Raw genomic sequence first — 25,786 nt, forward strand, 5'->3', positions numbered from 1 at the left:
GGGAACGTCCTATGCGGCGCGGGGATCGGGCGCGGGCTGGGCCTGGAGCAGCGCAGCAAACGCCTGCGCACGCAGCGGCCGGCTGCACAGGTAGCCCTGGTAGGTGTCGCAGCCCCGCTCCTGCAGAAAGGCCAACTGCGCGGGAGTCTCCACCCCCTCGGCCAGCACCGACAGGCCCATGCTGTGCCCCATGGCGATGATGGCCGCGCTGATGGCCATGTCGTCGGCGCTCTGCGGGATGTCGCGCGTGAAGCCCTGGTCGATCTTGAGCACGTCGATGGGAAAGCGCTTGAGCTGCGCCAGCGAGGAGTAGCCGGTGCCGAAGTCGTCCACCGCGATCCGCACCCCCAGGCCGCGCAGGCCCAGCAGCACCTGCAGGGCCTCTTCGGCGCGCTCGGCCAGCGCGGTCTCGGTGATCTCCAGCTCCAGCAGCGCGGCCGGAAAGCCCGAATCGGCCAGCGCTGCGGCTGTGCAGCCGGCCACATCGGTCAGGTGGAACTGGCGCGGCGAGACGTTGACGGCCAGCGTCAGGTCCGGCAGCCCCGCATCGCGCCACTGCCGGCCCTGGCGGCAAACCTCGCGCAGTACCCATTCACCGAGCGGTCCGATGACGCCCGAGGTCTCGGCCACGGGGATGAAGCGCGCGGGCGAGATGAGGCCCTCGTCGGGGTCGTTCCAGCGCACCAGGGCCTCGGCCCCCACGATGCGGCCAGTGGCGATGTCCACCTGCGGCTGGTAGTACACCTCCATGTGCCCCTGTGCCAGCGCCAGCCGCAGGCGCGACTCCAGCGCCAGGCGCTCGCGCGCGGCCTGCGTCATGGTCTCGTGGAAGAAGCACCAGGCGCCGCGCCCGCGCGCCTTGGCGCCATAGACGGCGGCATGCGCGCCCTGCTGCAGGCCCTCCACCGTGTCGGCATGGGTCGGGTACATGCAGATGCCCACGCTGGCCCCGGCCACCACCTCCAGGCCATCGGGCGAGCGCCAGGGCTCGGCCACGGCCGCGATCAACTGGCGCGCCACGGCCGCCGCGCCCTCGGAGTTGCGCATGTGGCGTGCCACCACGGCCAGCTCGTCCCCGGCCATGCGCCCCAGCAGGTCGCCCGGGCGCAGGGCCGACTGCACTCTCTTCGCAATGTGCTGCAGCACCTGGTCGCCCGTGGCGTGGCCATAGCTGTCGTTCACGTCCTTGAAGCGGTCCAGGTTGATCAGCAGCACCGCCAGGTGCTCGCCACTCAGGCGCGCCTCGCTCACCGCGTCGGCCAGCTCGGTGCCAAAGCGCTTGCGGTTGGACAGACCGGTGAGCGCATCGTTGTGCGCCAGAAACTCCAGGCGCTGCTGCTGCGCCTTCTCCTCGGAGAGGTCGGAGAACATGCACACGTAGTGCGTCACGGCGCCCTGCAGATCGCGCACCGCGCTCAGCGACATGTGCTCGGGAAAGACCTCGCCGTTCTTGCGCCGGTTCCAGATCTCGCCCTGCCAGTGGCCGGTGCCGTGGATGGACGCCCACATGGCATCGTAGAAGGCCTTGTCATGGCGGCCGGACTTGAACACGCGCGGGTTCTGGCCCAGCAGTTCGGTCTCGGTATAGCCCAGCAGGCGCGTGAAGGCGGCGTTGACCGAGAGAATGCGGCCCTGCGCGTCGGTCACCACCACGCCCTCGATGGTGTTGTCCACCACCGTGCTGGCCAGGCGCTGGCGCTCTTCGCTGGTGGCCAGGGCCGCACGCACGGCCGCGATGTCGACCCGGTCTTGGAGCACGCGCGCCCGGGCCTGCTCGGCCTCGCGTGCGCGGTGCGCGAGCCAGCCGGCCAGCACCCCGGTGAGCAGCACGTAGAGCCAGCCCTTCCAGGTCTGGTAACGGGTCAGGTCATCCGGGTCCGTGACCCAGTGGACCAGCAGCAGATCGCCGACCCACACCCACACCACGCCCAGCACCAGATACAGCGCCGCCACGCGCCAGGGAACCAGCTGCCTCGGACCACCAGACTCTTGCATGAAATCCCTCTTCCAAACCCGTCCGGGCCTTGCTGCGACAATGGCGCAGCTATGACGACCCAAGCCTATATCCTTACCCTGTCCTGCCCCGACCGCCTGGGGCTGGTGCACGCTGTCTCCGGCTTCCTGCTGGAGCACGGCGGCAACATCGAAGAAGCCGCGCAGTACAACGACCACGCCACCGGCCTGTTCTTCATGCGTGTGCAGTTCGCCTGCAGCCAGCACGACCATGCCACGCTCAAGGAGCGCCTGACCGCGTTCGCCGAGCCGAACCAGATGCGCTGGAGCCTGCACGCCACGGCCCAGCCCGTCAAGACCGTGCTCATGGTCAGCCGCGAAGGCCACTGCCTCAACGACCTGCTGTTCCGCTGGAAATCCGGCCTGCTGCCCGTGGACATCCGCGCCATCATCAGCAACCACCGCGACTTCTACCAGTTGGCCGCCAGCTACAACGTGCCGTTCCACCACATCCCGGTCACAGCCGCCACCAAGGCGCAGGCCGAAGCCAGGCAGTACGAGATCATCGAGGCCGAAGGGGCCGAGCTGGTGGTGCTGGCGCGCTACATGCAGGTGCTGTCGGACGACCTGTGCAAGAAGCTGTCGGGCCGCGCGATCAATATCCACCACAGCTTCCTGCCCAGCTTCAAGGGCGCCAAGCCCTACTACCAGGCCCATGACCGGGGTGTGAAGCTCATCGGCGCCACCGCCCACTACGTCACCGCCGACCTCGACGAAGGCCCGATTATCGAGCAGGATGTGGCCCGCGCTGACCACACCGACACGGTGGAAGACCTCACCGCCCGCGGCCGCGACACCGAAAGCCAGGTGCTGGCCCGCGCCGTGAAGTGGCACAGCGAGCACCGCGTGCTGCTCAACGGGCACAAGACGGTCGTCTTCCGCTGATCCCTGGCGCCGCCGCTGCCATGGCCGCTCCTTCTTCGTTCCTCAGCAGCGCGGCGCGGCGCATCCCGCCCATCCAGTGCCTGCTGACCTTCGAGGCACTGGCGCGCCTGCGCAGCGTGACGCAATCGGCCGATGAGCTGTGCGTGACGCCCAGCGCGGTGAGCCACCGCGTCAAGCAGCTCGAGCAGATCCTGGGCGTGCGGCTGTTCGGCCGGGCCGACTTTTCGCTGACCACCGAGGGCAGCGCCTACCTGGCCCATGTGCGTGAGGGGCTGGGGGCGCTGCAGCGCTTTCCGGGCGCAGCGGCGGCACCCGGCCGGCGCCGGCTCAAGCTGGCGGTGACGCCGACCTTCGCGCGCACCATCCTGATCCCGCGCTTGCGCCAGTTCACCGAGGCCTACCCCGAGATCGACCTGGCGCTGCAGGTCTCCATCCCGCTGCTGGACGTGGTGGCGGAGGATGCCGACCTGATGGTGCGCTTTGGCGCCGGCCACTATGCCGATGTGGAGCACGTGGAGCTGGCGCGCGACGTGGTCACCCCGCTGGCCTCGCCGGCCTTCGTGCGCGAGCACGGCCCCTTCGAGCGCCCCGAGGACCTGGAGGGCGTGGCGCTGCTGCGCAGCCCGCTGGAGCCCTGGCGCACCTGGTTCGGCGCCACCGGCCTGGACTGGTCCGAACCGAGCGAGGGCTCGCAGTTCAACGACATCGGCCTGATGTGCGACGCCGCTGCGGCCGGCATGGGCGTGGCCCTGGTGCGCCTGAAGCTCGGTGCACCCTGGCTCGAGAACGGCACCCTGGTGCGCCTGTTCGACACCGACACCACCAGCCCCCACGCCCACTACCTGTGCTGGCGCACCGGCACCATGGACCGCTGGGAATGCGCGGCCTTTGCCGAATGGCTGCGCAAGATCATGGTGTGAGCTTGGTCATACGCCCAGCACAACGGGAAGACGCCGTTGCCATCGCGCGCATCCACGTGGCGGCCTGGCAGGCGGCGTACGCGGGCATCATCGATGCGGCCTACCTGGCGGCCCTGTCCACCGCCCCGCGCGAAACCTATTGGGCCCAGGCCATTGCCCAGGGCCGGCCCAGGCTGCTGCTGGCGCAGGACGGCGGCGGTGCGGTGGCGGGCTGGATCGCCTTCGGCGACTGCCGCGACACGGATGCGCCGGCCACCCGGGGTGAGGTGTGGGCGATCTACGTGGACCCGGCCCGCTGGTCGCAGGGGGCGGGCCAGGCGCTGTGGCGGCAGGCGCGGGAGCAGTTGCAGGAACAGGGCAAGGCCGAGGCCAGCCTGTGGGTGCTGGCCGCCAACCAGCGGGCCATCCGCTTCTATGCAGCGTTGGGCTTCGCACCCGATCCAGAGAGCGACAGGACCATCACGGTGGCCGGGGCGCCGATCGACGAGGTCCGCCAGGTCTGCCCACTGGCGCGCGGCGGCTGACACCCTGCAGCGGATTTTTCACACCGGCCCTCCAAAAATCTCACGCCAGCCGGCGCCGCCATGGCCTACAGTGGCGGCATGCAGACCGCTTCCCTCTCCTCCCTCGCAGCCAAGGCACCCACCGGGCCCACGCCCGCCGAGCGCGCAGCGCGCCAGGCCGAGGTGGTGCAGGCACTGTCCCGCACCGTGCCGGCCCATGCCCTGCTCTGGCATGCCGAAGACACCACGCCCTATGAGTGCGATGGCCTCACCGCCTACCGCCAGCGCCCGCTGGTGGTCTGCCTGCCCGAGACCTATGAACAGGTGCAGGCCGTGCTGCAGGCCTGCCACCGGCTGCATGTGCCGGTGGTGGCGCGCGGCGCAGGCACCGGCCTCTCGGGCGGGGCCATGCCCGATGCCCTGGGCGTGACGCTGTCGCTGGCCAAATTCAACCGCATCCTGGACCTGGACCCGCTGAGCCGCACGGCCGTGGTGCAGTGCGGCGTGCGCAACCTGGCCATCAGCGAGGCGGCCGCGCCCTATGGCCTGTACTACGCGCCCGACCCGAGCAGCCAGATCGCCTGCACCATTGGCGGCAACGTGGCCGAGAACTCCGGGGGGGTGCACTGCCTCAAATACGGCCTCACCGTGCACAACGTGCTCAAGGTGCGCGGCTTCACCGTCGAGGGCGAGGCCGTGGAGTTCGGCAGCGGTGCGCTCGACGCACCCGGCTACGACCTGCTGGCCACCGTGATCGGCAGCGAGGGCATGCTGGCCGTGACCACCGAGGTCACGGTGCGCCTGATCCCCAAGCCGCAGCTGGCGCGCTGCATCATGGCCAGCTTCGATGACGTGCGCAAGGCGGGCGCTGCGGTGGCTGCCGTCATCGCGGCCGGCATCATCCCGGCAGGGCTGGAGATGATGGACAAGCCCATGACCGCCGCGGTGGAAGACTTCGTGCACGCGGGCTACGACCTCAATGCCGAGGCCATCCTGCTGTGCGAGAGCGACGGCACGCCCGAGGAGGTGGAGGAAGAGATCGGCCGCATGACCGAGGTGCTGCGCGCTGCAGGCGCCGTGGCCATTTCGGTCAGCTGCGACGAGGCCGAGCGCCTGCGCTTCTGGAGCGGGCGCAAGAACGCCTTCCCGGCCAGCGGTCGCATCAGCCCCGACTACATGTGCATGGACTCCACCATCCCGCGCAAGCGCCTGGCCGACATCCTGCTGGCCATCGCCGAGATGGAAAAGAAGTACCAGCTGCGCTGCGCCAATGTGTTCCACGCGGGCGACGGCAACCTGCACCCGCTGATCCTGTTCGATGCGAATGACCCCGACCAGTTACACCGCTGCGAACTCTTCGGCGCCGACATCCTGGAAACCAGCGTGGCCATGGGCGGCACCGTGACCGGCGAGCACGGCGTGGGCGTGGAAAAGCTCAACAGCATGTGCGTGCAGTTCAGCGCCGCCGAGAATGCGCAGATGTTCGGCCTCAAGCATGCGTTCGACCCGGCGGGCCTGCTCAACCCCGGCAAGGTCATCCCGACGCTGCACCGCTGTGCTGAGTACGGCAAGATGCTGGTGCGTGCGGGGCAGATCAGGCACCCGGACCTGCCAAGATTCTGAGGACCCGCCAGGCGGGATGCGTTAGCGCGCGACGACACGCCAGACCTCTCCCGCCTGCGAGAGGCCGAACAGCACCAGTCCGATGAGCCCGCCCACCACCGTGCCATTGATGCGGATGTACTGCAGGTCCCTGCCGACCTGCAGCTCGATGAGGTCCGACATCTCCCGGGCATCCCAGCGCTGCACCGTGTCCTCGATGTGCTGGGCGATGAAGGCCGACACATCGGGCGCCAGGCCCTGCACCCAGCGTTCGAGCCGCGCGTTGAGCGATGCACGCAAGTCAGGGTCTCCGGCAAGCGACTGCCCGAGCCATCCGCCCATGGCCTGCACGTTGCGCGCCACCGCAGACCCGGGATTGTCCAGGTCGCGCTGCAGCGCCGCGCGCATGCCCTGCCACAGCTCCTGCACGTAGCGGCCCAGCGTGGCATCGGTCTGCAGGTAGGTGCGGATCTCCTCACCCCTGCGCTGCCAGTCGGGGTCGGTCTGCAGGCGCACCACCAGGCGCTGCACGGCCTCGTCGAACTGGGCACGCAGCTGGTGCTGCGGGTTCGCCGCCACCTCGCCCAGCAGGCCGGCCAGGGCATTGGCGACCATGGCCGATCCCTTGTCGCCCAGCCAGTCGGTGGGCAGCACCTTTTCCTTGACCGGGTGGTCCTTCTTGAGCCACTGCACGATGGTGTGGGCGATAACGAGGCGCGTCTCCTCGTTCTGCAGCAGGGTGATGAGCCGGGCCAGCGCATCGTCGAGCAGCGCCTGGTGGCGGCCGTTGTGCGTGAGCGCGCCCAACACCGTGGCCATGGTCTGCGACAGGTCGAGCTGCCCGATCAGCGTGCGCGCGGCGCGCTGGATGAAGCGCTCCACCTGGGCATCCTGCACGGCGTCGAGCCCGGCCGACAGCAGGCGCACGGCCTGCTGGCCCAGCAGCGCGGCATGGCCCGGCGCCACCAGCCATTCGGCCAGGCGCGCGACCGGGTCGTGGCGGCGGATCAGCGCCACCAGCGAGGGCGGGTCGAGGAACTTGTCGCGCACGAAGCCGGCCAGGTTGCGGCCGATGCGGTCCTTGTTGCGCGCGATGATGGCCGTGTGCGGGATGGGCAGGCCCATGGGGTGGCGAAACAGCGCCACCACCGCGAACCAGTCGGCCAGCGCGCCCACCATGGCCGCTTCGGCCACCGCCTTCAGACAGTTGAGCGCCAGGCCCCGCTCCACCAGGCTGGTGCCGATGAACACCGCCGTGGCCAGCAGCAGCAGGGCCAGCGCCTGGCGCTTGGCCGTGCGCAGCGCCGCGCGTGCGGCGTCCGGCTCGGTGCGGAGTGTCATCGTGCCGGCCCCGAGGGCACAAGCGAGCTCAGGCGGCTGCCGCGATCCGGCCCAGCGCCGTTGACAGGTGGCCCACCGTGCGCTCCACGTTGTGCCATTTTTCCAGGCCGAACAGGCCGATGCGGAAGGTCTTGAACTCCGGGCCTTCATCGCACTGCAGCGGCACGCCGGCGGCGGTCTGCAGGCCCACTTCCATGAACTTCTTGCCGTTCTGGATACCCGGATCGGTGGTGTAGCTCACGACCACGCCTGGCGCCTTGAAGCCTTCGGCCGCCACGCTCGGGAAGCCCTTGGATTCGAGCAGCGCGCGCACCTTGGCACCGAGTTCGATCTGCTCGTCACGCACCTTGTCGAAGCCGTACTCGCGCGTCTCCAGCATCACCTCGCGCAGGCGCACCAGCGCATCGGTGGGCATGGTCGTGTGGTAGGCGTGCTGGCCCTTTTCGTAGCCCTCGGCAATCTGCATCCACTTCTTGAGGTCGCACGAAAAGCTGCTGCTGGTGGTGCCCTCGATGGCCTGGCGCGCCCGTTCGCTGAGCATCACCATGGCGCAGCAGGGCGAGCCGCTCCAGCCCTTTTGCGGGGCCGAGATCAGCACGTCCACACCGGTGGCCTGCATGTCCACCCACATCGCGCCCGATGCCACGCAATCGAGCACGAACAGCGCGCCCACTTCGTGCGCGGCCGCCGTCAGCGTGCGCAGGTAGTCGTCGGGCAGGATGATGCCGCTGGCGGTTTCCACATGCGGTGCGAACACCACCTTGGGCCGCTCGGCGCGGATGGCGGCGGCCACATCGTCGGCCGGGCATGGCGCCCACGCGTCCTGCGGGCCGTCGCCCTGCTTGCGCGCCTTGCACACCACGGCACCACCGCCCAGGCCGCCGGCCGCGTCGAAGATCTGGCTCCAGCGGTAGCTGAACCAGCCGTTGCGCACGATGAGCACCTTTTCGTTGTTGGCGAACTGGCGCGCCACGGCTTCCATGCCGAAGGTGCCGCTGCCGGGCACGAGGACGGCCGTGTGGGCGTTGTAGACCTGCTTGAGCGTGGCCAGGATGTCCTGCATCACGCCCGTGAAGCGCTTGGACATGTGGTTGAGCGCGCGGTCGGTGTAGACCACCGAGAATTCGAGCAGGCCGTCGGGATCGATATCGGGCAGCAAACCGGGCATGGGAAAGGTCTCCGTTGGATGGCGCGGCCATTCAGCCGCAATCAGCCAGCCAGCTTAGCATGGCCCTTTCACACCACTCCGGCTACCAGGTATCGACAAAGCGGTGCCCCATGGGCGCGACCTGGGCCGATGCCAGCCCCCTCGCCAGCCAGGCGCGGGTCTCTGCCGGGTCGATCACGGCGTCGATCTCCAGCGTGGCGGCCATGTGCATCGCTTCTCCGTTGGCATACTGGCGCGCCACGAGCTTCTGGAACAAGGCGTTGCGCTCCGCGCCCTCGGGCACGGCTTCGAGTTCCTTGCGAAAGCCCAGGCGCACGGCGCCTTCGAGCCCCATGGCACCGAACTCGCCCGTGGGCCAGGCCACGGTGAACACGGGAGCGTGAAAGCCCCCCGCCGCCATGCCCATGGCGCCCAGCCCATAGCCCTTGCGCAGCACCACGCAAAAGCAGGGCACGCGCAGGCTCGCGGCGGTGACGAACAGGCGGCTCACATGGCGCACCTGGGCCGTGGCCTCCACCTCAGGGCCGACCATGAAGCCGGGCGTGTCCACCAGGCTCACCAGGGGCAGGCCGTGGGCATTGCACAGCTGCATGAAGCGCGCACCCTTGTCGGCCGCATCGGCATCGATGGCGCCGCCCAGGTGCAACGGGTTGCTGGCCAGCAGCCCCACAGGGCGCCCCTCGATGCGCGCCAGCGCCGTGTGGATGCCGGCGCCGAAGCCGGTGCGCAGCACCAGCAGGCTGCCTTCGTCCACCAGGCCCGCCATGGCGGCGCGCGTGTCGTACACGCGCAGCCGGTTCTCGGGCACCACGCTGCGCAGCAGGTGCTGGTCGGGCGCCGACCACTGCGCCAGGCGCCCCTGGAAGAACGACAGGTAGTGCCGCGCCGCATGCACCGCGCCGGCTTCGTCCTCCACCAGCACGTCGATCACGCCATTGGCGTGCTGCACGCGACTCGGGCCGATCTGCTCGGGCTTGAACACGCCGAGCCCCCCGCCCTCGACCATGGCGGGCCCCCCCATACCGATGTTGCTGCTGCGCGTGGCGATGACCACGTCGCTGCAACCGAGCAGCGCCGCATTGCCGGCAAAGCAGCGCCCTGTGGCGATGCCCACCACGGGCACCTGGCCCGACAGCGCGGCATAGCTGGCAAAGGTGTGCACGTGCAGCCCGGCCACCACCGGCATGTCGGTATCCCCGGGCCGGCCCCCGCCGCCTTCGGCGAACAGCACCACGGGCAGCTTCTGCGCCATGGCAATGCCCAGCATGCGATCCGTTTTGGCATGGTTGCGCGCGCCCTGCGTTCCGGCGAGCACCGTGGCGTCGTAGGACAGGACGACCGCGCGCGATTTCTCGGGCCCGAAGTCGGCACCGTTGATGCCGCCGATGCCCGTGACCATGCCATCGGCCGGGGTGTTGGCGACCAGGTCTTCCAGGCTGCGCCGGCGCGTCTGCGCAGCGATGGCCAGCGCGCCGTATTCGATGAAGCTGCCCTCGTCGCACAGGTCGGCAATGTTCTCGCGCGCGCTGCGCCCGCCCTGGGCGTGGCGCTTGGCCATGGCCTCGGGGCGCGCGGCGTCGAGTGTGAAGGCATGGCGGTCGAGCACACGCTGCAGGTCGGAGCGGACGTGGTCGGCGCCCTGCGCCGCAGCACCCTCCTCCACCACCGCTTGCGCGCCCTCCGCTGCGTCAAGCACCAGCAGCGGCTGCCCCTGCACCAGGTAGCCGCCCGGCACGGCCAGCAGCGCACGCACCCGGCCCGCATGCGGCGCCTGTAGCACATGCTCCATCTTCATGGCTTCAAGCACAGCCAGCTCGGCACCTGCGGCCACCGCGTCGCCCTCGGCCACCGACAGTTGCACCAGCCGCGCAGGCATGGGTGCCAGCACCGCGCCTTCGGGCGCGGGTTCTGGCTGCGCAGCCTCGTGACCAGCGGCCGCAGCCAGGGGTTCATCCGCCAAGTGGCCCGCCGCATCCAGCAGTTCGGGCAGCACCGTCTCCAGCCAGCGCGTGTGCACCTGCTGGCTTTCCATCTCAGGCCGCGCGGCCAGCGCGCGCAGCAGCGCCAGGTTGGTCGCCACGCCACCGATGCGGCATTCGGCAAGCGCACGCTGGGAACGGCGCAGCACATCGGCAAACCGGGGGCTGCGCGTGTGCACGATGAGCTTGGCCAGCAGCGTGTCGTAGTGCGGCGAGGGGGCGGCACCCGCCACGCCATGCGTGTCCACGCGGATGCCCGGGCCGGCCGGCAGATCGAAGCGCGTGAGCGGGCCGCTGCCCGGCACGGCACCGCCCTGCGCATCCAGGGTTTCGGCATTGATACGCCACTGCATGGCGAAGCCCTGCACCACGGGCGGCGCACCGGGGTCGAGCCCCAGATCGCGCAGGCTTTGGCCCGCGGCCAGCGCGATCTGGGTCTGCACCAGGTCCACGCCCGTGACCTCCTCGGTGATGGTGTGCTCCACCTGCAGGCGCGGGTTGGCCTCGATGAAGACAAAGGGCAGCGCCTCGGACGCCAGGTCCACCAGGAACTCGAAGGTGCCCAGCCCCTCGTACGCCACCGCGCGCGCCATGGCAAGCGCTGCCGCCACGATGCGTTCGCGCAGCGGTGCGGGCAGCGAGGGGCTGGGCGCCACCTCCACCACCTTCTGGAAGCGCCGCTGCAGCGTGCACTCACGCTCGCCCAGGGACATCGCCTCGCGCCCGTCGCCCAGCACCTGCACCTCGATGTGGCGCGCCCCGGTCATCAGCCGTTCGACGTAGACGCCATCAACGCCGAAGGCGGCCAGCGCCTCGCTGCGGCAGCGCGCATAGGCAGCCGGCAATTCATCGGCGGACTGCACGGCGCGCATGCCGCGCCCGCCGCCACCGCCGATGGCCTTGATCACGATGCCCGCGCCGCCCTGCGCCTGCCAGAACTGCTGCGCCTCCTGCAGCGTGACGGCGCCCTGCGTGCCCGGCATCAGCGGCACGCCGCAGCGCAGTGCCAGTGCGCGCGCCCGGGCCTTGTCGCCGAACAGTGCCAGTTGTTCAGGCGTGGGGCCGATGAAGCGCAGACCGGCCTCGGCACAGGCCATCGCGAAATCGGCGCGCTCGCTCAGGAAACCATAGCCTGGGTGAACGGCATCGCAGCCCTGGGCGCGCGCGATGGCAATCAGGTTCGCGCCATCCAGATAGGCCGCCGGGCCTGTGGCCCCGAGGGCCACGGCGGTGCCGGCCGCGCGCACATGGGGCGCCTGGGCATCGTCCTGCGCGTACACGGCCACGCTGGTGATGGACTGGTCCTGCAGGGCGCGCACGGTGCGCAGAGCGATCTCGCCGCGGTTGGCGACCAGGACTTTGTGGAACATCGGGGAAGGGGCTGACGGCATGGGGGCTTTCCGGTCTGGCAAGTGGCCCGGCATTCTGGCGCGCGCTGCGCGCCGCAGCTGGTACGCAGGGGACAACGGCCCCTGCGCATTAACCCCCAAGATTCCGCCCGCCATCGGCGCCCGCTACCATGCCCTGCATTTCCACAGCCTCCGAGAAGCCCCATGCCCGACTTTCGCAGCGACACCGTCACCCAGCCCACGCCCGCCATGCGGGCGGCCATGTTCGATGCCCCGCTGGGCGACGATGTGTTTGGCGACGACCCCTCCGTGAACGCGCTGCAGGAATACGCGGCACAGTTGCTCGGCTTCGAGGCCGCGCTGTTCGCGCCCTCCGGCACGCAGACCAACCTGATCGCCCTGTGGGGCCATTGCCAGCGCGGTGACGAGGCGATCGTCGGCCAGAGCTGGCACACCTACCGCTGGGAGGCCGGCGGCATGGCGGTGCTGGGCTCCATCCAGCCCCAGCCCGTGGAAACCCAGCCCGACGGAACCTTGCGCCTGACCGACATCGCCGCCGCCATCAAGCCCGACGACCCGCACTTCGCGCGCACCCGCCTGGTGGTGCTGGAGAACACCACGGGCGGCCAGGTGCTGCCGCCGGCCTACGTCGCCGAGGTCTCGGCCCTGGCGCGCCAGCGTGGCCTGGCCATGCACCTGGACGGCGCACGCATGTTCAACGCGGCAACGGCCAATGCGGCGAAGGCTGGCACCGACGTGTACGACGAGGTCCGCACGCTTTGCAGCCACTTCGACTCGGCCTCGCTGTGCCTGAGCAAGGGCCTGGGCGCCCCCATCGGTTCGCTGGTCCTGGGCAGCCACGATTTCATCCGCCAGGCGCGGCGCACGCGCAAGATCCTGGGCGGCGGCATGCGCCAGGCCGGCGTGCTGGCCGCGGCCGGCCGCTATGCGCTGGAGCACCACGTGCGCCGCATGGCCGACGACCACGCCCGGCTGGCCCGGCTGGCCGAAGGCCTGGCCGAGGCCAACCGCAGCCACCCGGTGCTGCGCGGCAAGATCACCGTGCACCCCTGGCAGACCAATATCCTGTTCACCGACCTGCACACGGACGTGGCCCCCGCCTTCACCGCCTGGCTGGCCCAGCACGGCGTGCGCGTGACCAGCGGCCTCTACGCGGGCCAGACCCGGCTGCGCTGGGTGACCCACCTGGACGTCGGCGATGCCGACATCAAGGCCGCGCTCGATTGCGTGGCCATCTTCACCGGCGGCTGAGTCGCTGCGTCAGGCGGTGGGGTAGACCCGCCCGCCGAAGATGCCGGTTCCGACCCGGACCAGGGTGCTGCCGGCATGGATGGCGGCTTCGAGGTCGGCCGTCATGCCCATCGACAGGGTGTCGAGAGCGTCCAGGCCCGGCAGCCCACTGGCCTGGATCTGCTGGAACAGGCGCTGGGCGCGCAGGTGCAACTCCAGTTGCGTCTCGAAGTCCGGGGCGTGATCGGGGATGCTCATGAGGCCACGCACCGTGAGCCGTGGCAGTTTCGCCACAGCTTGCGCCAGGGACAGGGCCTCCTGCGGGGGCACACCGGCCTTGGTCGCGCCGCCGTCCACGTTGACCTGGATGCACACCTGCAGCGGTGCCAGGTGTTCCGGGCGCTGGGCCGACAGGCGCTCGGCGATCTTCAGCCGGTCGACCGTGTGCGCCCAGTCGAAGTGTTCGGCCACCAGGCGCGTCTTGTTGCTCTGGATGGGCCCGATGCAGTGCCATTGCAGGCTGGCGGGCGATAGCTGGCGCAGGGCCGCCACCTTCTCCACCCCCTCCTGGATATAGTTTTCGCCAAAGGCGCGCTGACCCGCCGCCACGGCCTCGGCCACCGCATCGGCCCCGAAGGTCTTGGAAACCGCCAGCAGCGACACCGCTGCCGGATCGCGCCCGGCGGCGGCACAGGCCTGTGCAATCCTGCCCATAACCTGTTGGAGGTTGTTATCAATCGTGGTCATAATGATTGGCAAGCGTACCAAACGATTGAGGGGATCCCGTGGACATTACCCAACTGCTGGCGTTCAGCGTCAAGAACAAGGCTTCCGACCTGCACCTCTCGGCAGGCCTGCCGCCCATGATCCGGGTCCACGGGGACGTGCGCCGCATCAACGTGGACGCGCTGGACCACAAGACGGTCCACGGCATGGTGTACGACATCATGAGCGACTCCCAGCGCAAGACCTATGAGGAGTTCCTGGAAGTCGACTTCTCGTTCGAAATCGAAGGCCTGGCCCGCTTCCGCGTCAACGCCTTCAACCAGAACCGGGGCGCGGCGGCCGTGTTCCGGACCATTCCGAGCAAGATCCTGACGCTGGAGCAGCTCAACGCGCCCAAGATCTTCGGCGACCTGGCCTTGAAGCCGCGCGGCCTGGTGTTGGTGACCGGCCCCACGGGTTCGGGCAAGTCCACCACGCTGGCGGCCATGGTCAACTACCTCAACGAAACCGAGTACGGCCACATCCTCACGGTGGAGGACCCGATCGAATTCGTCCACGAATCCAAGAAGTGCCTGATCAACCAGCGCGAAGTCGGCCCGATGACGCTGTCCTTCGCCGCCGCGCTGAAATCTGCGCTGCGCGAAGACCCGGACGCCATCCTGGTGGGTGAAATGCGCGATCTGGAAACCATCCGCCTGGCCATGACGGCGGCAGAAACCGGCCACCTGGTCTTCGGCACGCTGCACACCTCCAGCGCCGCCAAGACCATCGACCGGATCATCGACGTGTTCCCCGCCGAAGAAAAGGAAATGGTCCGCGCGATGCTCTCCGAATCGCTGCAGGCCGTGATCTCGCAGACCCTGTGCAAGACCAAGGATGGCTCCGGCCGCGTGGCCGCGCACGAGATCATGCTGGGCACCAGCGCCATCCGCAACCTGATCCGCGAGGCCAAGGTGGCGCAGATGTACTCCACCATCCAGACCAGCAACAGCGTGGGCATGCAGACGCTGGACCAGAACCTCACCGACATGGTGCGCCGCAACATCATCAGCCCGGCCGAAGCCCGCGGCAAGGCGAAGATTCCGGAAAACTTCCCCGGGTGACCATGAAGCGCCCCCTGAGTCGCTTCGCGCCTTCCCCCTCAAGGGGGACGCCGCCAGCGCGGCGGGGCGGCCCTTGCGCGGCGGCCACTGGCCCAGGCCGCGCCGGTTTCATGCGCGGCGGGAGAACACGCAGCACAATGGGGCATTCGCAGGCCAGCCAAGGCCGCCATTTCCCCACATTGACAGATGACACGGCGGCGCAGCGCGCCGCACTACGGAGCACACTATGAAAGGCATTCTCGGCCTTCTGCGCATGAAGTCGATCGGCAACAAGCCGGCGGAGGACAACACCGATTCCGTGCTGTTCTCCACGGCCTTTGCCGGCCAGGGCGTGGACGATTCCATGCTGGTGCCGTGGGAGGCCCGCGCCGTGGAAGTGGGCGCCAAGCGCCTGCCCACGAGCCGCGGCGGCAAGCTGCTGCAGGGGTTGTGGGCCAAGGACAAGTACATGGCGCACCTGGACAAGGATGCCGTGGAGCGCATGGAGCGCTTTTTCGAGTTTGCCGCCATCCCCTCCAACCGCGACGTGATCCGCCAGGACGAATACGGCAACTTCATGGTGGTGCTGCTCACCGGCACCATTGCCGTGGACCGCGTGCAGCCCTGGGGCGAGCACCTGCGCCTGGCCGAAACGCGGCCCGGCGACATCCTGGGAGAAATGTCGCTGCTGGACAGCGGTATCCGCTTTTCGGCCTGCACCACGCTCACCGACTGCGAGATCGCCGTGCTGAGCGCCGAGGCCATGGACGACATGATGTCCAAGGACCCCCAGCTCGCGGCCAGCCTGATTGCCCTGCTGGCCCGCAAACTGTCGTTGCGCCTGCGCGTGGTGAGTGCCCGCCTGAGCGACGGCAACCAGAAATGACAACGACCGTCCGGCAGACCAGGACCCCAAGGGAGAAACTCTGATGGAACGCGATCAGGCCAGTAAATTCATCAACGACCTGCTCAAGCTGATGGTCAGCCGCAATGGCAGCGACTTGTTCATCACGGCAGAGTTTCCACCGGCCATCAAGGTCGACGGCAAGGTGACCAAGGTGTCGCCCCAGCCGCTGACCCCCACCCACACGCTCACGCTGGCGCGCGCCGTCATGAGCGACAAGCAGGTGGCCGACTTCGAGCGCACCAAGGAGTGCAATTTCGCGATCTCGCCCGCCGGCATCGGCCGCTTCCGGGTAAATGCATTCATCCAGCAGGGCAAGGTCGGCATGGTGATGCGGACGATTCCCCTCACCTTGCCCACCATTGATGGCCTGGGCGTGCCGCAGGTGCTCAAGGAAGTGACGATGACCAAGCGCGGCCTGTGCATCCTGGTGGGTGCCACGGGCTCGGGCAAGTCGACCACGCTGGCCGCCATGGTGGACTGGCGCAACGAACACACGTTCGGCCACATCATCACCGTGGAAGATCCCATCGAATTCGTGCACCCGCACAAGAACTGCGTGGTCACGCAGCGCGAGGTGGGCCTCGATACCGACACCTGGGAGGCCGCGCTCAAGAACACGCTGCGCCAGGCCCCCGACGTGATCCTGATGGGCGAAATCCGCGACCGCGAGACCATGGAGCACGCCGTGGCGTTTGCCGAAACCGGCCACCTGTGCCTGGCCACGCTGCACGCCAACAGCGCCAACCAGGCACTGGACCGCATCATCAACTTCTTCCCCGAAGAGCGCCGTGCCCAGCTGCTGATGGACCTGTCGCTGAACCTGCGCGCCCTGGTCTCCCAGCGCCTGATCCCCAAGCAGGACGGCAAGGGCCGTGCCGCCGCCGTGGAGATCATGCTCAACACCCCGCTGATCTCCGACCTGATCTTCAAGGGCGATGTCCACGAGATCAAGGAGATCATGAAGAAGAGCCGCAACCTGGGCATGCAGACCTTCGACCAGGCCCTGTTCGACGCCTACGAAGCCAACGTCATCAGCTACGAGGACGCCTTGCGCAACGCCGACTCGCTCAACGACCTGCGGCTGCAGATCAAGCTCAACAGCCAGCGCGCCAAGTCACCCGACCTGGCCTCGGGCACCGAGCATTTCGCGATCGTCTGACGCCCGGACCGCCACGGAACCCACCGCACACACTCTCGCCCGCCCTTCTGGGCGGGCTTTTTTTCTTCCCGACCAGCCCCCCTTCCCTCCCATGCCAAGCACCCATCCCCGCAGCTACGACGCAACCCCTTCGCTCAAGGTCGCCTTCCTGGGCCTGGGTGTCATGGGCTACCCCATGGCCGGCCACCTGGCCCTGGCCGGGCACGAAGTCACCGTGTACAACCGCACCGCGGCCAAGTCGGCCGCCTGGTGCGAGGAGTTCGCCACCAGCAAGGCGCCGCGCCATGCCGCCACCCCGCGCGAAGCTGCGGCCGGCGCCGACCTCGTGTTCTGCTGCGTGGGCAATGACGACGACCTGCGCTCCGTCACCCTGGGTGCCGACGGTGCCTTCGCCGGCATGCAGACCGGCGCCATTTTCGTGGACCACACCACGGCCTCGGCCGAGGTGGCGCGCGAGCTGTATGCCGCAGCCCGGGCTGCAGGCCTGCAGTTCGTCGACGCGCCGGTGTCGGGCGGCCAGGCCGGCGCACAGAACGGCCAGCTCACGGTGATGTGCGGTGGCGATGCCGCGGCCTTCGATGCTGCCCGCCCCGTGGCCCTGGCGTTTGCACGCGCCTTCACGCTGCTGGGCGCCAGCGGCTCGGGCCAACTGGCCAAGATGGTCAACCAGATCTGCATCGCCGGGCTGGTGCAGGGCCTGTCCGAGGCCGTGGCCTTTGGCCAGAATGCCGGCCTGGACATGAAGCAGGTGCTGGAGGTGATCGGCAAGGGCGCTGCCCAGAGCTGGCAGATGGACAACCGCGGCAAGACCATGGTGGATGGCCAGTTCGACTTCGGCTTTGCCGTGGACTGGATGCGCAAGGACCTGGGCCTGGTGCTCGACGAGGCCCGGCGCAACGGATCACGCGTCCCGGTCACCGCACTGGTGGACCAGTTCTATGCCGACGTGCAGGGCATGGGCGGCAACCGCTGGGATACGTCGAGCCTCATCAAACGCTTGAAATAGGCTCCCCCTGAGGCGCTGCGCGCCTTCCCCCTTAGGGGGACGCCCCCGGTGCGGCGGGGCGGCCCTTGCACGGGGGCACTGGCTTGGGCAGTGCCCGTTTCAAATGCCATGCCCCAAACCGAGGTCAGAGCGAACGAGCAGGCGCGGTGTCGGTAGTGACCGGTGCCGGCGTGTTGCGGCGCAGCTCTTCTTCGGTGACGATTTCGAACACGCGCACGACCTTGCTCACGCCGCTCACGCCACGGGAGATTTCGGTGGCGCGGCCGGCTTCGCGCTGGGTGACGCGGCCCATCAGGTAGACGATGTTGCGCTCGGTCACCACCTTGAAGGCGTTGGCCGAGATGTCGGCCGCGTCCACGAAGCTGGCGCGCACCTTGCCGGTGATCACGGTGTCGTTGGAGCGCTGGCCCAGCGAGGTGTTGGGCATCACGGCCAGGTCATTGACCACCGAGCGCACGTTCTCCACGCCGGTCACGATGCGCTCGACCGTCTCGCGGTCCTGGGCGCTGGCCACTTCACCGGTCAACAGGGCCTGGCGGTTATAGCTGGTCACGTTCACATGGGCACGGTCGCCCAGTGCCTCGCGGATGCGGTTGGCGGCACGCAGCTCGATGCCTTCGTCCTCGACCTGGGTGCCCGTCGTGCGGCGGTCCACGGCCATCATGCTGCCCACCACGGCGCCCCCCACGATCAGCGGGGCACAGGCCGACAGGCCGGCTGCCAGGGCGGCAGCGGCCAGGGCCGTGCAAAGGGTACGGTTCACGGTTTGCTTCATAGCGGTATCTCCTGTTCACCAAGTAACTGGGCGTCCACACCGTCGCACAGGCAGTGCAGCACCAGGGCGTGGACCTCGCGCACGCGGGCGGCGCGGTCATGCGGCACGCTGATCAGCACGTCGGTCTCGCGCAGCGCGGCCGCCAGTTGCCCCCCGTTGCGGCCAGAGAGCACCACCACGGTCATATCGCGCTCGTGCGCGGCCTCGGTCGCGGACAGCAGGTTGGCGTCGTTGCCGCTGACCGACAAGGCCAGCAGCAGGTCGCCCGCCTGGCCCAGTGCCCGCACCTGGCGGGCAAACTGCTGGGAACCCTGGTCCTGGGCGCCGGCCGGCCCGGCCGTCAGCAGGGTGCTGTCGGCCGTGAGGGCCAGGGCGGCCAGTTCGGGGCGCTCGCGCTCGAAGCCGGCCACGAAGAAGGCGGCGAACTGCTGTGCCTCGGCCGCCGAGGGGCCATTGCCGCAGGCCAGCACCTTGCCGCCGCTGGTCACGCAGGCCAGCATGGCATGCACTGCCGCCGCGATGGGTGTGCTCAGGGTCTGGGCCGCCTGGTATTTCAGGTCGGCGCTGTCGATGAAGTGCTGTTGGATGCGTTGCTCAAGCATGGAGGCCCGATGATACCCGCCGCGTGTTACAGCTTTTGCCGCAAATTTTGTAGCAAAGGGTTTAGGCTGTGCAGGGCCTTGCAAGCCAGGAGGTGGTGGTGGAACCTGGGGATTTAGCCGGCATCGAACGCCGCCTTGAGCCATTGCACCTGCTGCTCCTCCACCAGCACCACGTCGAAACGGCAGGGCGGTGGTGATGCCAGCCGCATCAGGTAGTGGCGCGCCGCCAGAACGATGCGCCGCTGCTTGACCGTGCCAATGCTGCCGCCCGCGCCGCCAAAGGCCTGGCTGGCACGGCTGCGCACCTCCACGAAGACGGTGGTGCCGTCGCGCTCGCACATCACGAGGTCAATCTCGCCCCCGCCGCGCCCGGGCGTCCGATAATTGCGCGTGAGCAGTTGCAGGCCGGCAGACTGCAGATGCGCCAGGGCGCGGTCTTCCGCCGCATTGCCTTGCGCCCGCGTGGTGCCACCGCCGGCGGCGGGCGCCGGCGCCCCAACCGCCTGCTTTCGTCCAAATCCAAGGAATTTCATTGAGCGCCTCTTTCGCTTCCGCTCTCGATGCCGCACGCGATGCGGCGGCTGCGCAGCATTATCCGCAGGGGGCCCTGTACGTGGTGGCCACGCCCATCGGCAATCTGGCCGACATCACCTTGCGGGCCCTGCACGTGCTGCAACTGGCCGACACCGTGGCCTGCGAGGACACGCGCCATACCCAGTCCCTGCTGCGCGCCTATGGCATCGACAAGAACACGTCGCAGCTGCTCGCCGTGCACCAGCACAACGAGGCCGAGGCCGCGCAGAACGTGGTGCAGCGCCTGCAGCAGGGGCAGCGCGTGGCCTATGTGAGCGACGCCGGCACGCCCGGCGTGAGCGACCCCGGCGCCCGGCTCGTGGCCGCTGTGCAGGCGGCGGGCCTGCGTGCCCTGCCGCTGCCGGGCGCCAGCAGCATCACCACCGCCCTGAGCGTGGCCGGCGCCGTGGCACACAGCGCCGAACATGGCGGTTTCGTGTTTGCGGGTTTCCTGCCGGTGAAGAACGCCGAGCGCGCCAGCACCATTGGCCAACTGGCCGGCGAGCCGCGCTGCGTGGTGCTGCTCGAAGCACCCCACCGCATCGGCGAGCTGGCGCAGGCCCTTGCGGTGCTGGGAGAGCGCCCGGTGACCCTGGCACGCGAGCTGACCAAGCAGTTCGAAGAGGTGGTAACCCAGCCTGCGCAGGCGCTCAGCGCCTGGCTGGAAGGATCGCCCCAGCGCTCGCGCGGAGAATTCGTGGTGCTGCTGCATCCGGTGCCCGTGGCCGCCGATGACGGTGAAAGCCTGCGTGTGCTGCGCCTGCTGCTGGCCGAGCTGCCGCTGAAGACGGCGGTGCGCCTGGCCGCGGAAATCACCGGAACCTCGCGCAACGTGCTCTACGACACGGCACTGGGCTGGAAGAAGAACGCGCCAGACAGCGACGCCTAAGGCGCTTGTTCGTCAGCGCCCCGAGACGGCCAGCCCCGCGGCCACGCCACCAAACAGGTCACCTTCGACCTGCGGCGTCTCGGGAAACGCCTGGCGCAGCGCTTCGCGCAGCGGCCGCAATGCCGATGAGCCCCCGGTGAGGTAGATGGCGTCCGGCCCGCGCGGCGCCAGGCCCGCGAGCTGCACGCACTCCTGCGCACAGGCCACGACCTGTTCGAGCGGCGCGGCCAGGTGCCGGGCCAGCCCCTCGGGCGTGACCGCTGAGTCGAGCGCGGGCTCGATCCAGTCCAGCGCCATGGGGGCCGGTGCATCCGACAGCGAGGCTGCGATCTTGGCCTGCTCCACCGTGTTGGCCATGCGGTGGCCCAGGCGCTCGTTGAGCACCGTCATCAGCCGCGCATGCAGGCGCTGGTCGGCATAGTCGGTGCGCAGGTTCTGGGCGTCGCGCAGCGCCTTGGGTGCATACAGCCACTGGATCAGGTGCCAGGTCGACAGGTCGAAGAACACGCGGTTGGGAACCTCGCGCCCGCTCGACCCGAGGTGCCGAAAGCCCAGCATGGGCATCAGCAGCTCCAGGCTCAGGCGCCGGTCGAAGTCGGTGCCCCCCACATGCACGCCCGTGGTGGCCAGCACGTCTGCAGCGCGGTCGGAGCCCAGCGCCAGGCGTTCTGGCCCCAGGCGCACCACGGTGAAGTCCGATGTACCGCCGCCGATGTCCACCACCAGCACCAGCGACTCGTGGCCGATACGCTGCTCGTAGTCGAGCGCAGCGGCCATGGGCTCGAACTGGAAGGACACGTTCTGGAACCCCGCCTCCAGCGCCGCCTTGCGCAGCGAGTCCTCGGCCTGCTGGTCGCGCGCCGGGTCACCGTCCACAAAATGCACCGGCCGGCCCATGATCACCTGGCCCGGCATCGCGCCCAGGGCCTCGGTGGCCTTCTTGGCCAGCATGCGCAGAAACAGGCCGATGATGTCCTGGTAGCTCATGAGCTGGTTGTGCACGGCCGTCTTGTCCTGCAGCAACGCACTGCCCAGCAGGCTCTTGAGCGAGCGCATCAGCCGCCCCTCGGTGCCCGCCAGGTACTGGCCCACGGCATCGCGGCCGAAGTGCGTGCGGTGGTCCTCGGCGTTGAAGAACAGCGCCGTGGGCAGGGTGACGCCCTCCCCTTCCAGCGCGATCATGCGGGCCGGCGAGCGGCCCTGGCGGACTGCCATGGCCGAGTTGGAGGTGCCAAAGTCAATGCCGAGGGTGGTGTCCTTCAGGAGGGGCATGGGGAGTCAGGGAGGGGAAAAAAGCAAACGAACAGGAAGACGGACGGCGGCGCGCAGCCAGGAGTACGCCGCAGGGCGAAGGCTGCCCGGCCCCGGGAACATGGAGCGGGCCCGGCAATGGGCAGTTCCCTGCCGCAGATCATGCCGCCGGGCCCTGCGCAGGGGGAGCGGGATTGTGCCACGGCGCCGGCAGGCCCCGCGCCAGCACCAGGGGCTGCCTCAGTGCGTCTGTGGCGGCACGATCATCGCCGGCACCGCCTCGCGCATGGCCGACACGAAGCGCAGCAGGCGCGAAGGGTAGAAGCGGGCATGCGGATAGATCAGGAACATCGGCAGCGGCGCCGGCTGCCATTGGGGTGCCAGCTGCACCAGCGCCCCCTGGACCAGTTCCTGCTGCATCAGCCAGGCCGAGCCCGCGCAGGCCCCGAGCCCCAGCTTCGCCGCGCTGCGCAGGGCATACAGGCTATCGGTGCTCACGCGCGGGCGAAAGGCGATGCGGCGCGTTTCGCCCGTGGTGGCGTGGGTGAGCGCCAGCTCACTGCGGTAGTAGGTGTGCAGTGCCAGCCAGGGCAAGGCCGCCAGCCCGTCCGGATCCGTGGGCACGGTGCCCCCGGGCCCCAGCAGAGACGGCGCACCCACCACGATGCGCGGCACCTCGGCCAGGCGGATGGCCACCACCGCCGGGTCGGCCGGTTCTCCGACCTGGATGGCGCAGTCGATGCCCGAGCCAATGAAATCGCGCACGTCGTCCCGCAGCAGCCATTCGACCGAGACGCGCGGGTGCACGTGCAGGAATTGCGCCAGCGGCCCCACGAACATCTCTTGCCCGAAGGCGTGCGGCATGGCCACGCGCAACGTGCCCTCGGGCTCCTCCTGCGCGCCGCGCAGGTCGGCCTCGAACGACGCCCAGCTCGCCAGCAGCTCCTTGGCCCGCTGGTAGCAGCGCTCCCCGTCCACCGTAAGGCGCATGGTGTGGGTGGTGCGCTGCAGCAGGCGCAGCCCCAGCGATTGCTCCAGCGCCTGCAGGCGACGGCTCACCGTGGGCTGGGTGGCGTGCATCTGCGCCGCCGCGGCCGAAAGGCTGCCGGCCTCGACGATGCGCACGAAGGTCTCCATCAGCTGCAGGCGGTTGCCCAACGCACCGCCGGCTGATCGGGAGACTGGTGGCTCGAACACAGCGTCTTTGGTCATGCAATCAACGTATATCCAATGTGCGGTGCATCCTACTACCAAGCGCAGCGCGCCACGCGCACACTGGCTGCAAACGGTCTTCCAAGGGTTAATACCATGTCTTTCATGCAAGAATCGGATGCGGTGATTGCCATCGCATCCGGCAGCCAGCGGGCAGGGCCGGATGCTCCTGCACTTCCTGCGCCCCTGGTGCTGCTGCTCGCCGCCGGTGCCGGCCTGGGTGTGGCCTCGCTGTACTACAGCCAGCCCATGCTGGGCGTGCTGGGGGCGGACTTCGGCGCCTCCGGCCAGGCCCTGGGCTGGGTGCCCACGCTCACGCAACTGGGCTATGCACTGGGCATTCTGCTGCTGGCGCCGCTCGGGGACCGGTTCGACCGGCGCAGCATCATCCTGGCCAAGGCCGCCGCGCTGGTGGGCGCGCTGCTGCTGGCCGCCGTGGCGCCCGGCATCGGCGTGCTGCTGGCTGCCAGCCTGGCCATCGGCATCACCGCCACCCTGGCACAGGACATCGTGCCCGCCGCCGCCACGCTGGCCCCCGCCGCGCACCGCGGCAAGGTCGTGGGCACGGTGATGACCGGCCTGCTGCTGGGCATCCTGCTGTCGCGCGTGGTCAGTGGCTTCGTGGCCGAGCATTTCAGCTGGCGCACCATGTTCTTCGCGGCGGCTGCGGCCATGGCGGCCATCGGCGTGGCCGCATGGCGCGGCCTGCCACGCTTCAGCCCGACCACGCAGTTGCCCTACGGCCAGTTGCTCGCATCGCTGGCCACGCTGTGGCGGCGCCATGGCAGCCTGCGGCGTGCCGCCTTGGCCCAGGGGCTGCTGTCGGTGGGGTTCAGCGCCTTCTGGTCCACGCTGGCGGTGATGTTGCACGGCGCGCCGTTCCACCTGGGCAGCACTGCTGCCGGCGCCTTCGGCCTGGCCGGCGCGGCCGGTGCGCTGGCGGCGCCGCTGGCGGGCCAGCTGGCCGACCGCCGGGGGCCGGAGCTCGTCACGCGCCTGGGTGCCGGCCTGGCCGCCCTGTCCTTCGCGGCGATGGCCCTGGCACCGTGGATGACCCCTGCCGCCCAACTGTGCCTGCTGGTGGCCGCTGCCATCGGTTTCGACCTGGGCGTGCAGGCCGCACTGATTGCGCACCAGACCCTGGTCTACAGCATCGACCCGGGCGCCCGCAGCCGGCTCAATGCCGTGCTGATGACCGGCATGTTCATCGGCATGGCCGCCGGTGCCGCCCTGGGCAGCCTGCTGCTGGCGCACTGGGGATGGATGGGCGTGACGCTGCTGGCCGTGGCGGCCAGCCTGGCGGCCCTGGCTGTGCGCATGGGTACTTCGCCCCAGACTGCCTGAGGCAAGAGAGGCAAGGGGAATGAATGGGGTGCACGAACGGAATCGAACCGTCGTCGGCGGGATCACAACCCGCAGCTCTGCCATTGAGCTACGCGCACCACGAAAAGGTACACAAAATGATGATGGAGGTGCGGACCGGATTCAAACCGGTGTCTGCGGATTTGCAATCCGCTGCATGGTCGCTTTGCTACCGCACCCTGGGGTGCCTGCGGAACAGGCACCGGAATCTGGCCCCGCGTGCACGACTCGAACGTGCAACCCCTTGCCCCGTAGGCAAGTGCTCTGATCCATTGAGCTAACGCGGGAATGATGGATATGGCGTCCCGTGCGGGATTCGAACCCGCGATCTCCGGAGTGAAAGTCCGGTGTCCTCACCGCTAGACGAACGAGACGAAAAACGCTGGTCTGGGTGGCAGGATTTGAACCTGCAGCCTCCTGCGTCCAAGGCAGGCCGTCTACCAGATTGACAGTACACCCAGCAAAAAATAATTGGTGCCCCAGGGGAGAGTCGAACTCCCAGAATTCCGCTTCTAAGGCGGACACGTATGCCAGTTCCGTCACCGGGGCGTGGATCAAAGATGAAAAAAAGCGCTCTCCATTTCGGTTGTGCCCTCGCGCGATGGGCCACGCGCGGCCTGCGCGCGCCCCGTCGACATCGCTGCACAGGGGGATCGCTATCCCCTGCACATCCCGCCAGGCCGTCCACGCGGCTGTCTTCTGGCGGTGGGGCGAAGGCACACCCGAAATGGTTGTTGTCTGAACCACAGGCGGGGTCACTGCGCCGGTGTCATGTCCAGCCAGGCCCCGCAGCAAGTTGTGAAAGAGCAATCGATGGCCTGCAGCACGATCACCGCAGGCACTGAAAACCAAAAAACAAAGCAAAACAAAAAGGCCCGGAACCTTGCGGTGCCCGGGCCTCTGCGAAGAGAGCTTGGAAGGGAATGCGCCTACGCGCTCCCTCCACCCGGTGGCCAACGATCCTCATCGTGGTCATGTGCGCACAAATCAGCTGCCAGACACGGCAGCAGGCGCAGGACGGCACACGGTGCGACCACAGCGGCGCGCACGAGCACGCGGCCCGGTGCGGGTCGGCGGCTGGTGAGGGTGGCGGTGGCGTTCATGGCGAATCCTGGAGGAAGGGAGGGCAGTCGGTCGAAATGGAGTGCGGTCGAAGCCGCGATGGAAGCAACTGTAAATAGTCTTTACTCCGCAGTCAACACCCTGGTGAAGAAAATTTGCTGAGCAACCG

Annotated in this window: 21 protein-coding genes and 6 tRNA genes; 11 read left to right on the forward strand and 16 right to left on the reverse strand. The window is 68.9% G+C overall.

Annotated elements, in window-relative coordinates; all coding sequences use genetic code 11:
- Window positions 1-9 precede the first annotated feature (9 nt).
- Window positions 10-1,995: a putative bifunctional diguanylate cyclase/phosphodiesterase gene (locus U5N23_RS17800; protein ID WP_322594105.1), complete on the reverse strand. Its 1,986-nt coding sequence runs from the start codon at window positions 1,993-1,995 to the stop codon at window positions 10-12.
- Between the two features lie 51 nt (window positions 1,996-2,046).
- Here U5N23_RS17800 and purU point away from each other — a divergent pair, with 51 nt between their 5' ends.
- From purU to U5N23_RS17820, 4 genes are all read left to right on the forward strand, one after another.
- Window positions 2,047-2,898, forward strand: coding sequence for a formyltetrahydrofolate deformylase (gene purU / locus U5N23_RS17805; protein ID WP_322594106.1), 852 nt, complete (start codon window positions 2,047-2,049; stop codon window positions 2,896-2,898).
- Between the two features lie 20 nt (window positions 2,899-2,918).
- Window positions 2,919-3,818 (forward strand): LysR substrate-binding domain-containing protein, encoded by a 900-nt coding sequence (locus tag U5N23_RS17810; RefSeq protein ID WP_322594107.1) that lies wholly within the window; start codon window positions 2,919-2,921, stop codon window positions 3,816-3,818.
- Window positions 3,815-4,342, forward strand: coding sequence for a GNAT family N-acetyltransferase (locus U5N23_RS17815; RefSeq protein WP_322594108.1), 528 nt, complete (start codon window positions 3,815-3,817; stop codon window positions 4,340-4,342). The genes U5N23_RS17810 and U5N23_RS17815 overlap by 4 nt, the downstream gene beginning before the upstream one ends.
- A 78-nt stretch (window positions 4,343-4,420) precedes the next feature.
- Window positions 4,421-5,944: an FAD-linked oxidase C-terminal domain-containing protein gene (locus tag U5N23_RS17820; RefSeq protein ID WP_322594109.1), complete on the forward strand. Its 1,524-nt coding sequence runs from the start codon at window positions 4,421-4,423 to the stop codon at window positions 5,942-5,944.
- A 21-nt stretch (window positions 5,945-5,965) separates the two neighbouring features.
- Here the strand turns inward: U5N23_RS17820 and U5N23_RS17825 are convergent, their stop codons facing one another.
- From U5N23_RS17825 to U5N23_RS17835, 3 genes are all read right to left on the reverse strand, one after another.
- A complete protein-coding gene (locus U5N23_RS17825) occupies window positions 5,966-7,264 on the reverse strand; it encodes a DUF445 domain-containing protein (RefSeq protein WP_322594110.1) in 1,299 nt (432 codons plus the stop codon).
- 28 nt (window positions 7,265-7,292) lie between these two features.
- Window positions 7,293-8,432: an aminotransferase class V-fold PLP-dependent enzyme gene (locus U5N23_RS17830; protein WP_322594111.1), complete on the reverse strand. Its 1,140-nt coding sequence runs from the start codon at window positions 8,430-8,432 to the stop codon at window positions 7,293-7,295.
- Window positions 8,433-8,514: 82 nt separating this feature from the next.
- Window positions 8,515-11,781 (reverse strand): acetyl-CoA carboxylase family protein, encoded by a 3,267-nt coding sequence (locus U5N23_RS17835; RefSeq protein WP_322594112.1) that lies wholly within the window; start codon window positions 11,779-11,781, stop codon window positions 8,515-8,517.
- Between the two features lie 183 nt (window positions 11,782-11,964).
- On the opposite strand from U5N23_RS17835, the gene ltaE reads away from it, so the two are divergent.
- Window positions 11,965-13,032 (forward strand): low-specificity L-threonine aldolase, encoded by a 1,068-nt coding sequence (gene ltaE / locus U5N23_RS17840; RefSeq protein ID WP_322594113.1) that lies wholly within the window; start codon window positions 11,965-11,967, stop codon window positions 13,030-13,032.
- 9 nt (window positions 13,033-13,041) lie between these two features.
- Here ltaE and U5N23_RS17845 read toward each other — a convergent pair whose 3' ends face one another.
- Window positions 13,042-13,758, reverse strand: coding sequence for a YggS family pyridoxal phosphate-dependent enzyme (locus tag U5N23_RS17845; protein WP_322594114.1), 717 nt, complete (start codon window positions 13,756-13,758; stop codon window positions 13,042-13,044).
- A gap of 38 nt (window positions 13,759-13,796) precedes the next feature.
- Here U5N23_RS17845 and U5N23_RS17850 point away from each other — a divergent pair, with 38 nt between their 5' ends.
- The 4 genes from U5N23_RS17850 (at window position 13,797) to U5N23_RS17865 (ending at window position 17,891) form a co-directional block, all read left to right on the forward strand.
- Complete coding sequence (locus U5N23_RS17850; protein WP_007855993.1) at window positions 13,797-14,840, forward strand: type IV pilus twitching motility protein PilT; 1,044 nt, start codon at window positions 13,797-13,799, stop codon at window positions 14,838-14,840.
- Between the two features lie 226 nt (window positions 14,841-15,066).
- Entirely contained in the window at window positions 15,067-15,705 is a 639-nt protein-coding gene (locus U5N23_RS17855) for a cyclic nucleotide-binding domain-containing protein (RefSeq protein ID WP_007855992.1), read from the forward strand.
- A 43-nt stretch (window positions 15,706-15,748) separates the two neighbouring features.
- Window positions 15,749-16,885 carry a PilT/PilU family type 4a pilus ATPase gene (locus U5N23_RS17860; protein WP_322594115.1) on the forward strand — a complete coding sequence of 379 codons (1,137 nt, stop codon included), beginning with the start codon at window positions 15,749-15,751 and terminating at the stop codon, window positions 16,883-16,885.
- 91 nt (window positions 16,886-16,976) lie between these two features.
- A complete protein-coding gene (locus tag U5N23_RS17865; protein ID WP_322594116.1) occupies window positions 16,977-17,891 on the forward strand; it encodes an NAD(P)-dependent oxidoreductase in 915 nt (304 codons plus the stop codon).
- Window positions 17,892-18,015: 124 nt separating this feature from the next.
- Here U5N23_RS17865 and U5N23_RS17870 read toward each other — a convergent pair whose 3' ends face one another.
- From U5N23_RS17870 to U5N23_RS17880, 3 genes are all read right to left on the reverse strand, one after another.
- Complete coding sequence (locus U5N23_RS17870) at window positions 18,016-18,666, reverse strand: BON domain-containing protein (protein WP_322594117.1); 651 nt, start codon at window positions 18,664-18,666, stop codon at window positions 18,016-18,018.
- Window positions 18,663-19,268 (reverse strand): SIS domain-containing protein, encoded by a 606-nt coding sequence (locus U5N23_RS17875; protein ID WP_322594118.1) that lies wholly within the window; start codon window positions 19,266-19,268, stop codon window positions 18,663-18,665. Before U5N23_RS17875 ends, U5N23_RS17870 begins: the two co-directional genes overlap by 4 nt.
- Window positions 19,269-19,381: 113 nt before the next feature.
- The gene (locus tag U5N23_RS17880) at window positions 19,382-19,801 is read right to left on the reverse strand and encodes a YraN family protein (protein WP_322594119.1); all 420 of its coding nucleotides are present in this window, start codon (window positions 19,799-19,801) and stop codon (window positions 19,382-19,384) included.
- Between U5N23_RS17880 and rsmI the strand changes: the two genes are divergently transcribed.
- Entirely contained in the window at window positions 19,801-20,730 is a 930-nt protein-coding gene (gene rsmI, locus U5N23_RS17885; protein ID WP_322594120.1) for a 16S rRNA (cytidine(1402)-2'-O)-methyltransferase, read from the forward strand. The genes U5N23_RS17880 and rsmI overlap by 1 nt on opposite strands.
- A gap of 12 nt (window positions 20,731-20,742) precedes the next feature.
- Here the strand turns inward: rsmI and U5N23_RS17890 are convergent, their stop codons facing one another.
- Both U5N23_RS17890 and U5N23_RS17895 read right to left on the reverse strand, forming a co-directional pair.
- Window positions 20,743-22,002, reverse strand: coding sequence for an Hsp70 family protein (locus U5N23_RS17890; protein ID WP_322594121.1), 1,260 nt, complete (start codon window positions 22,000-22,002; stop codon window positions 20,743-20,745).
- Window positions 22,003-22,221: 219 nt separating this feature from the next.
- Window positions 22,222-23,193, reverse strand: coding sequence for a LysR family transcriptional regulator (locus tag U5N23_RS17895; RefSeq protein ID WP_416208629.1), 972 nt, complete (start codon window positions 23,191-23,193; stop codon window positions 22,222-22,224).
- 105 nt (window positions 23,194-23,298) lie between these two features.
- Between U5N23_RS17895 and U5N23_RS17900 the strand changes: the two genes are divergently transcribed.
- Entirely contained in the window at window positions 23,299-24,537 is a 1,239-nt protein-coding gene (locus tag U5N23_RS17900; RefSeq protein ID WP_322594516.1) for an MFS transporter, read from the forward strand.
- 24 nt (window positions 24,538-24,561) lie between these two features.
- Here U5N23_RS17900 and U5N23_RS17905 read toward each other — a convergent pair.
- The 6 genes from U5N23_RS17905 to U5N23_RS17930 form a co-directional block, all read right to left on the reverse strand.
- Window positions 24,562-24,635: transfer RNA gene (locus U5N23_RS17905), tRNA-His, on the reverse strand.
- A gap of 25 nt (window positions 24,636-24,660) precedes the next feature.
- Window positions 24,661-24,734: transfer RNA gene (locus U5N23_RS17910), tRNA-Cys, on the reverse strand.
- A 31-nt stretch (window positions 24,735-24,765) separates the two neighbouring features.
- A tRNA-Arg gene (locus U5N23_RS17915) sits at window positions 24,766-24,842 on the reverse strand.
- Window positions 24,843-24,853: 11 nt separating this feature from the next.
- Window positions 24,854-24,929 (reverse strand) — tRNA-Glu (locus U5N23_RS17920).
- A gap of 9 nt (window positions 24,930-24,938) precedes the next feature.
- Window positions 24,939-25,016 (reverse strand) — tRNA-Pro (locus U5N23_RS17925).
- Window positions 25,017-25,027: 11 nt separating this feature from the next.
- Window positions 25,028-25,104: transfer RNA gene (locus U5N23_RS17930), tRNA-Leu, on the reverse strand.
- Between the last annotated feature and the right edge of the window lie 682 nt (window positions 25,105-25,786).

The organism is Acidovorax sp. (assembly GCF_034519795.1).
GTDB lineage: Bacteria > Pseudomonadota > Gammaproteobacteria > Burkholderiales > Burkholderiaceae_C > Acidovorax.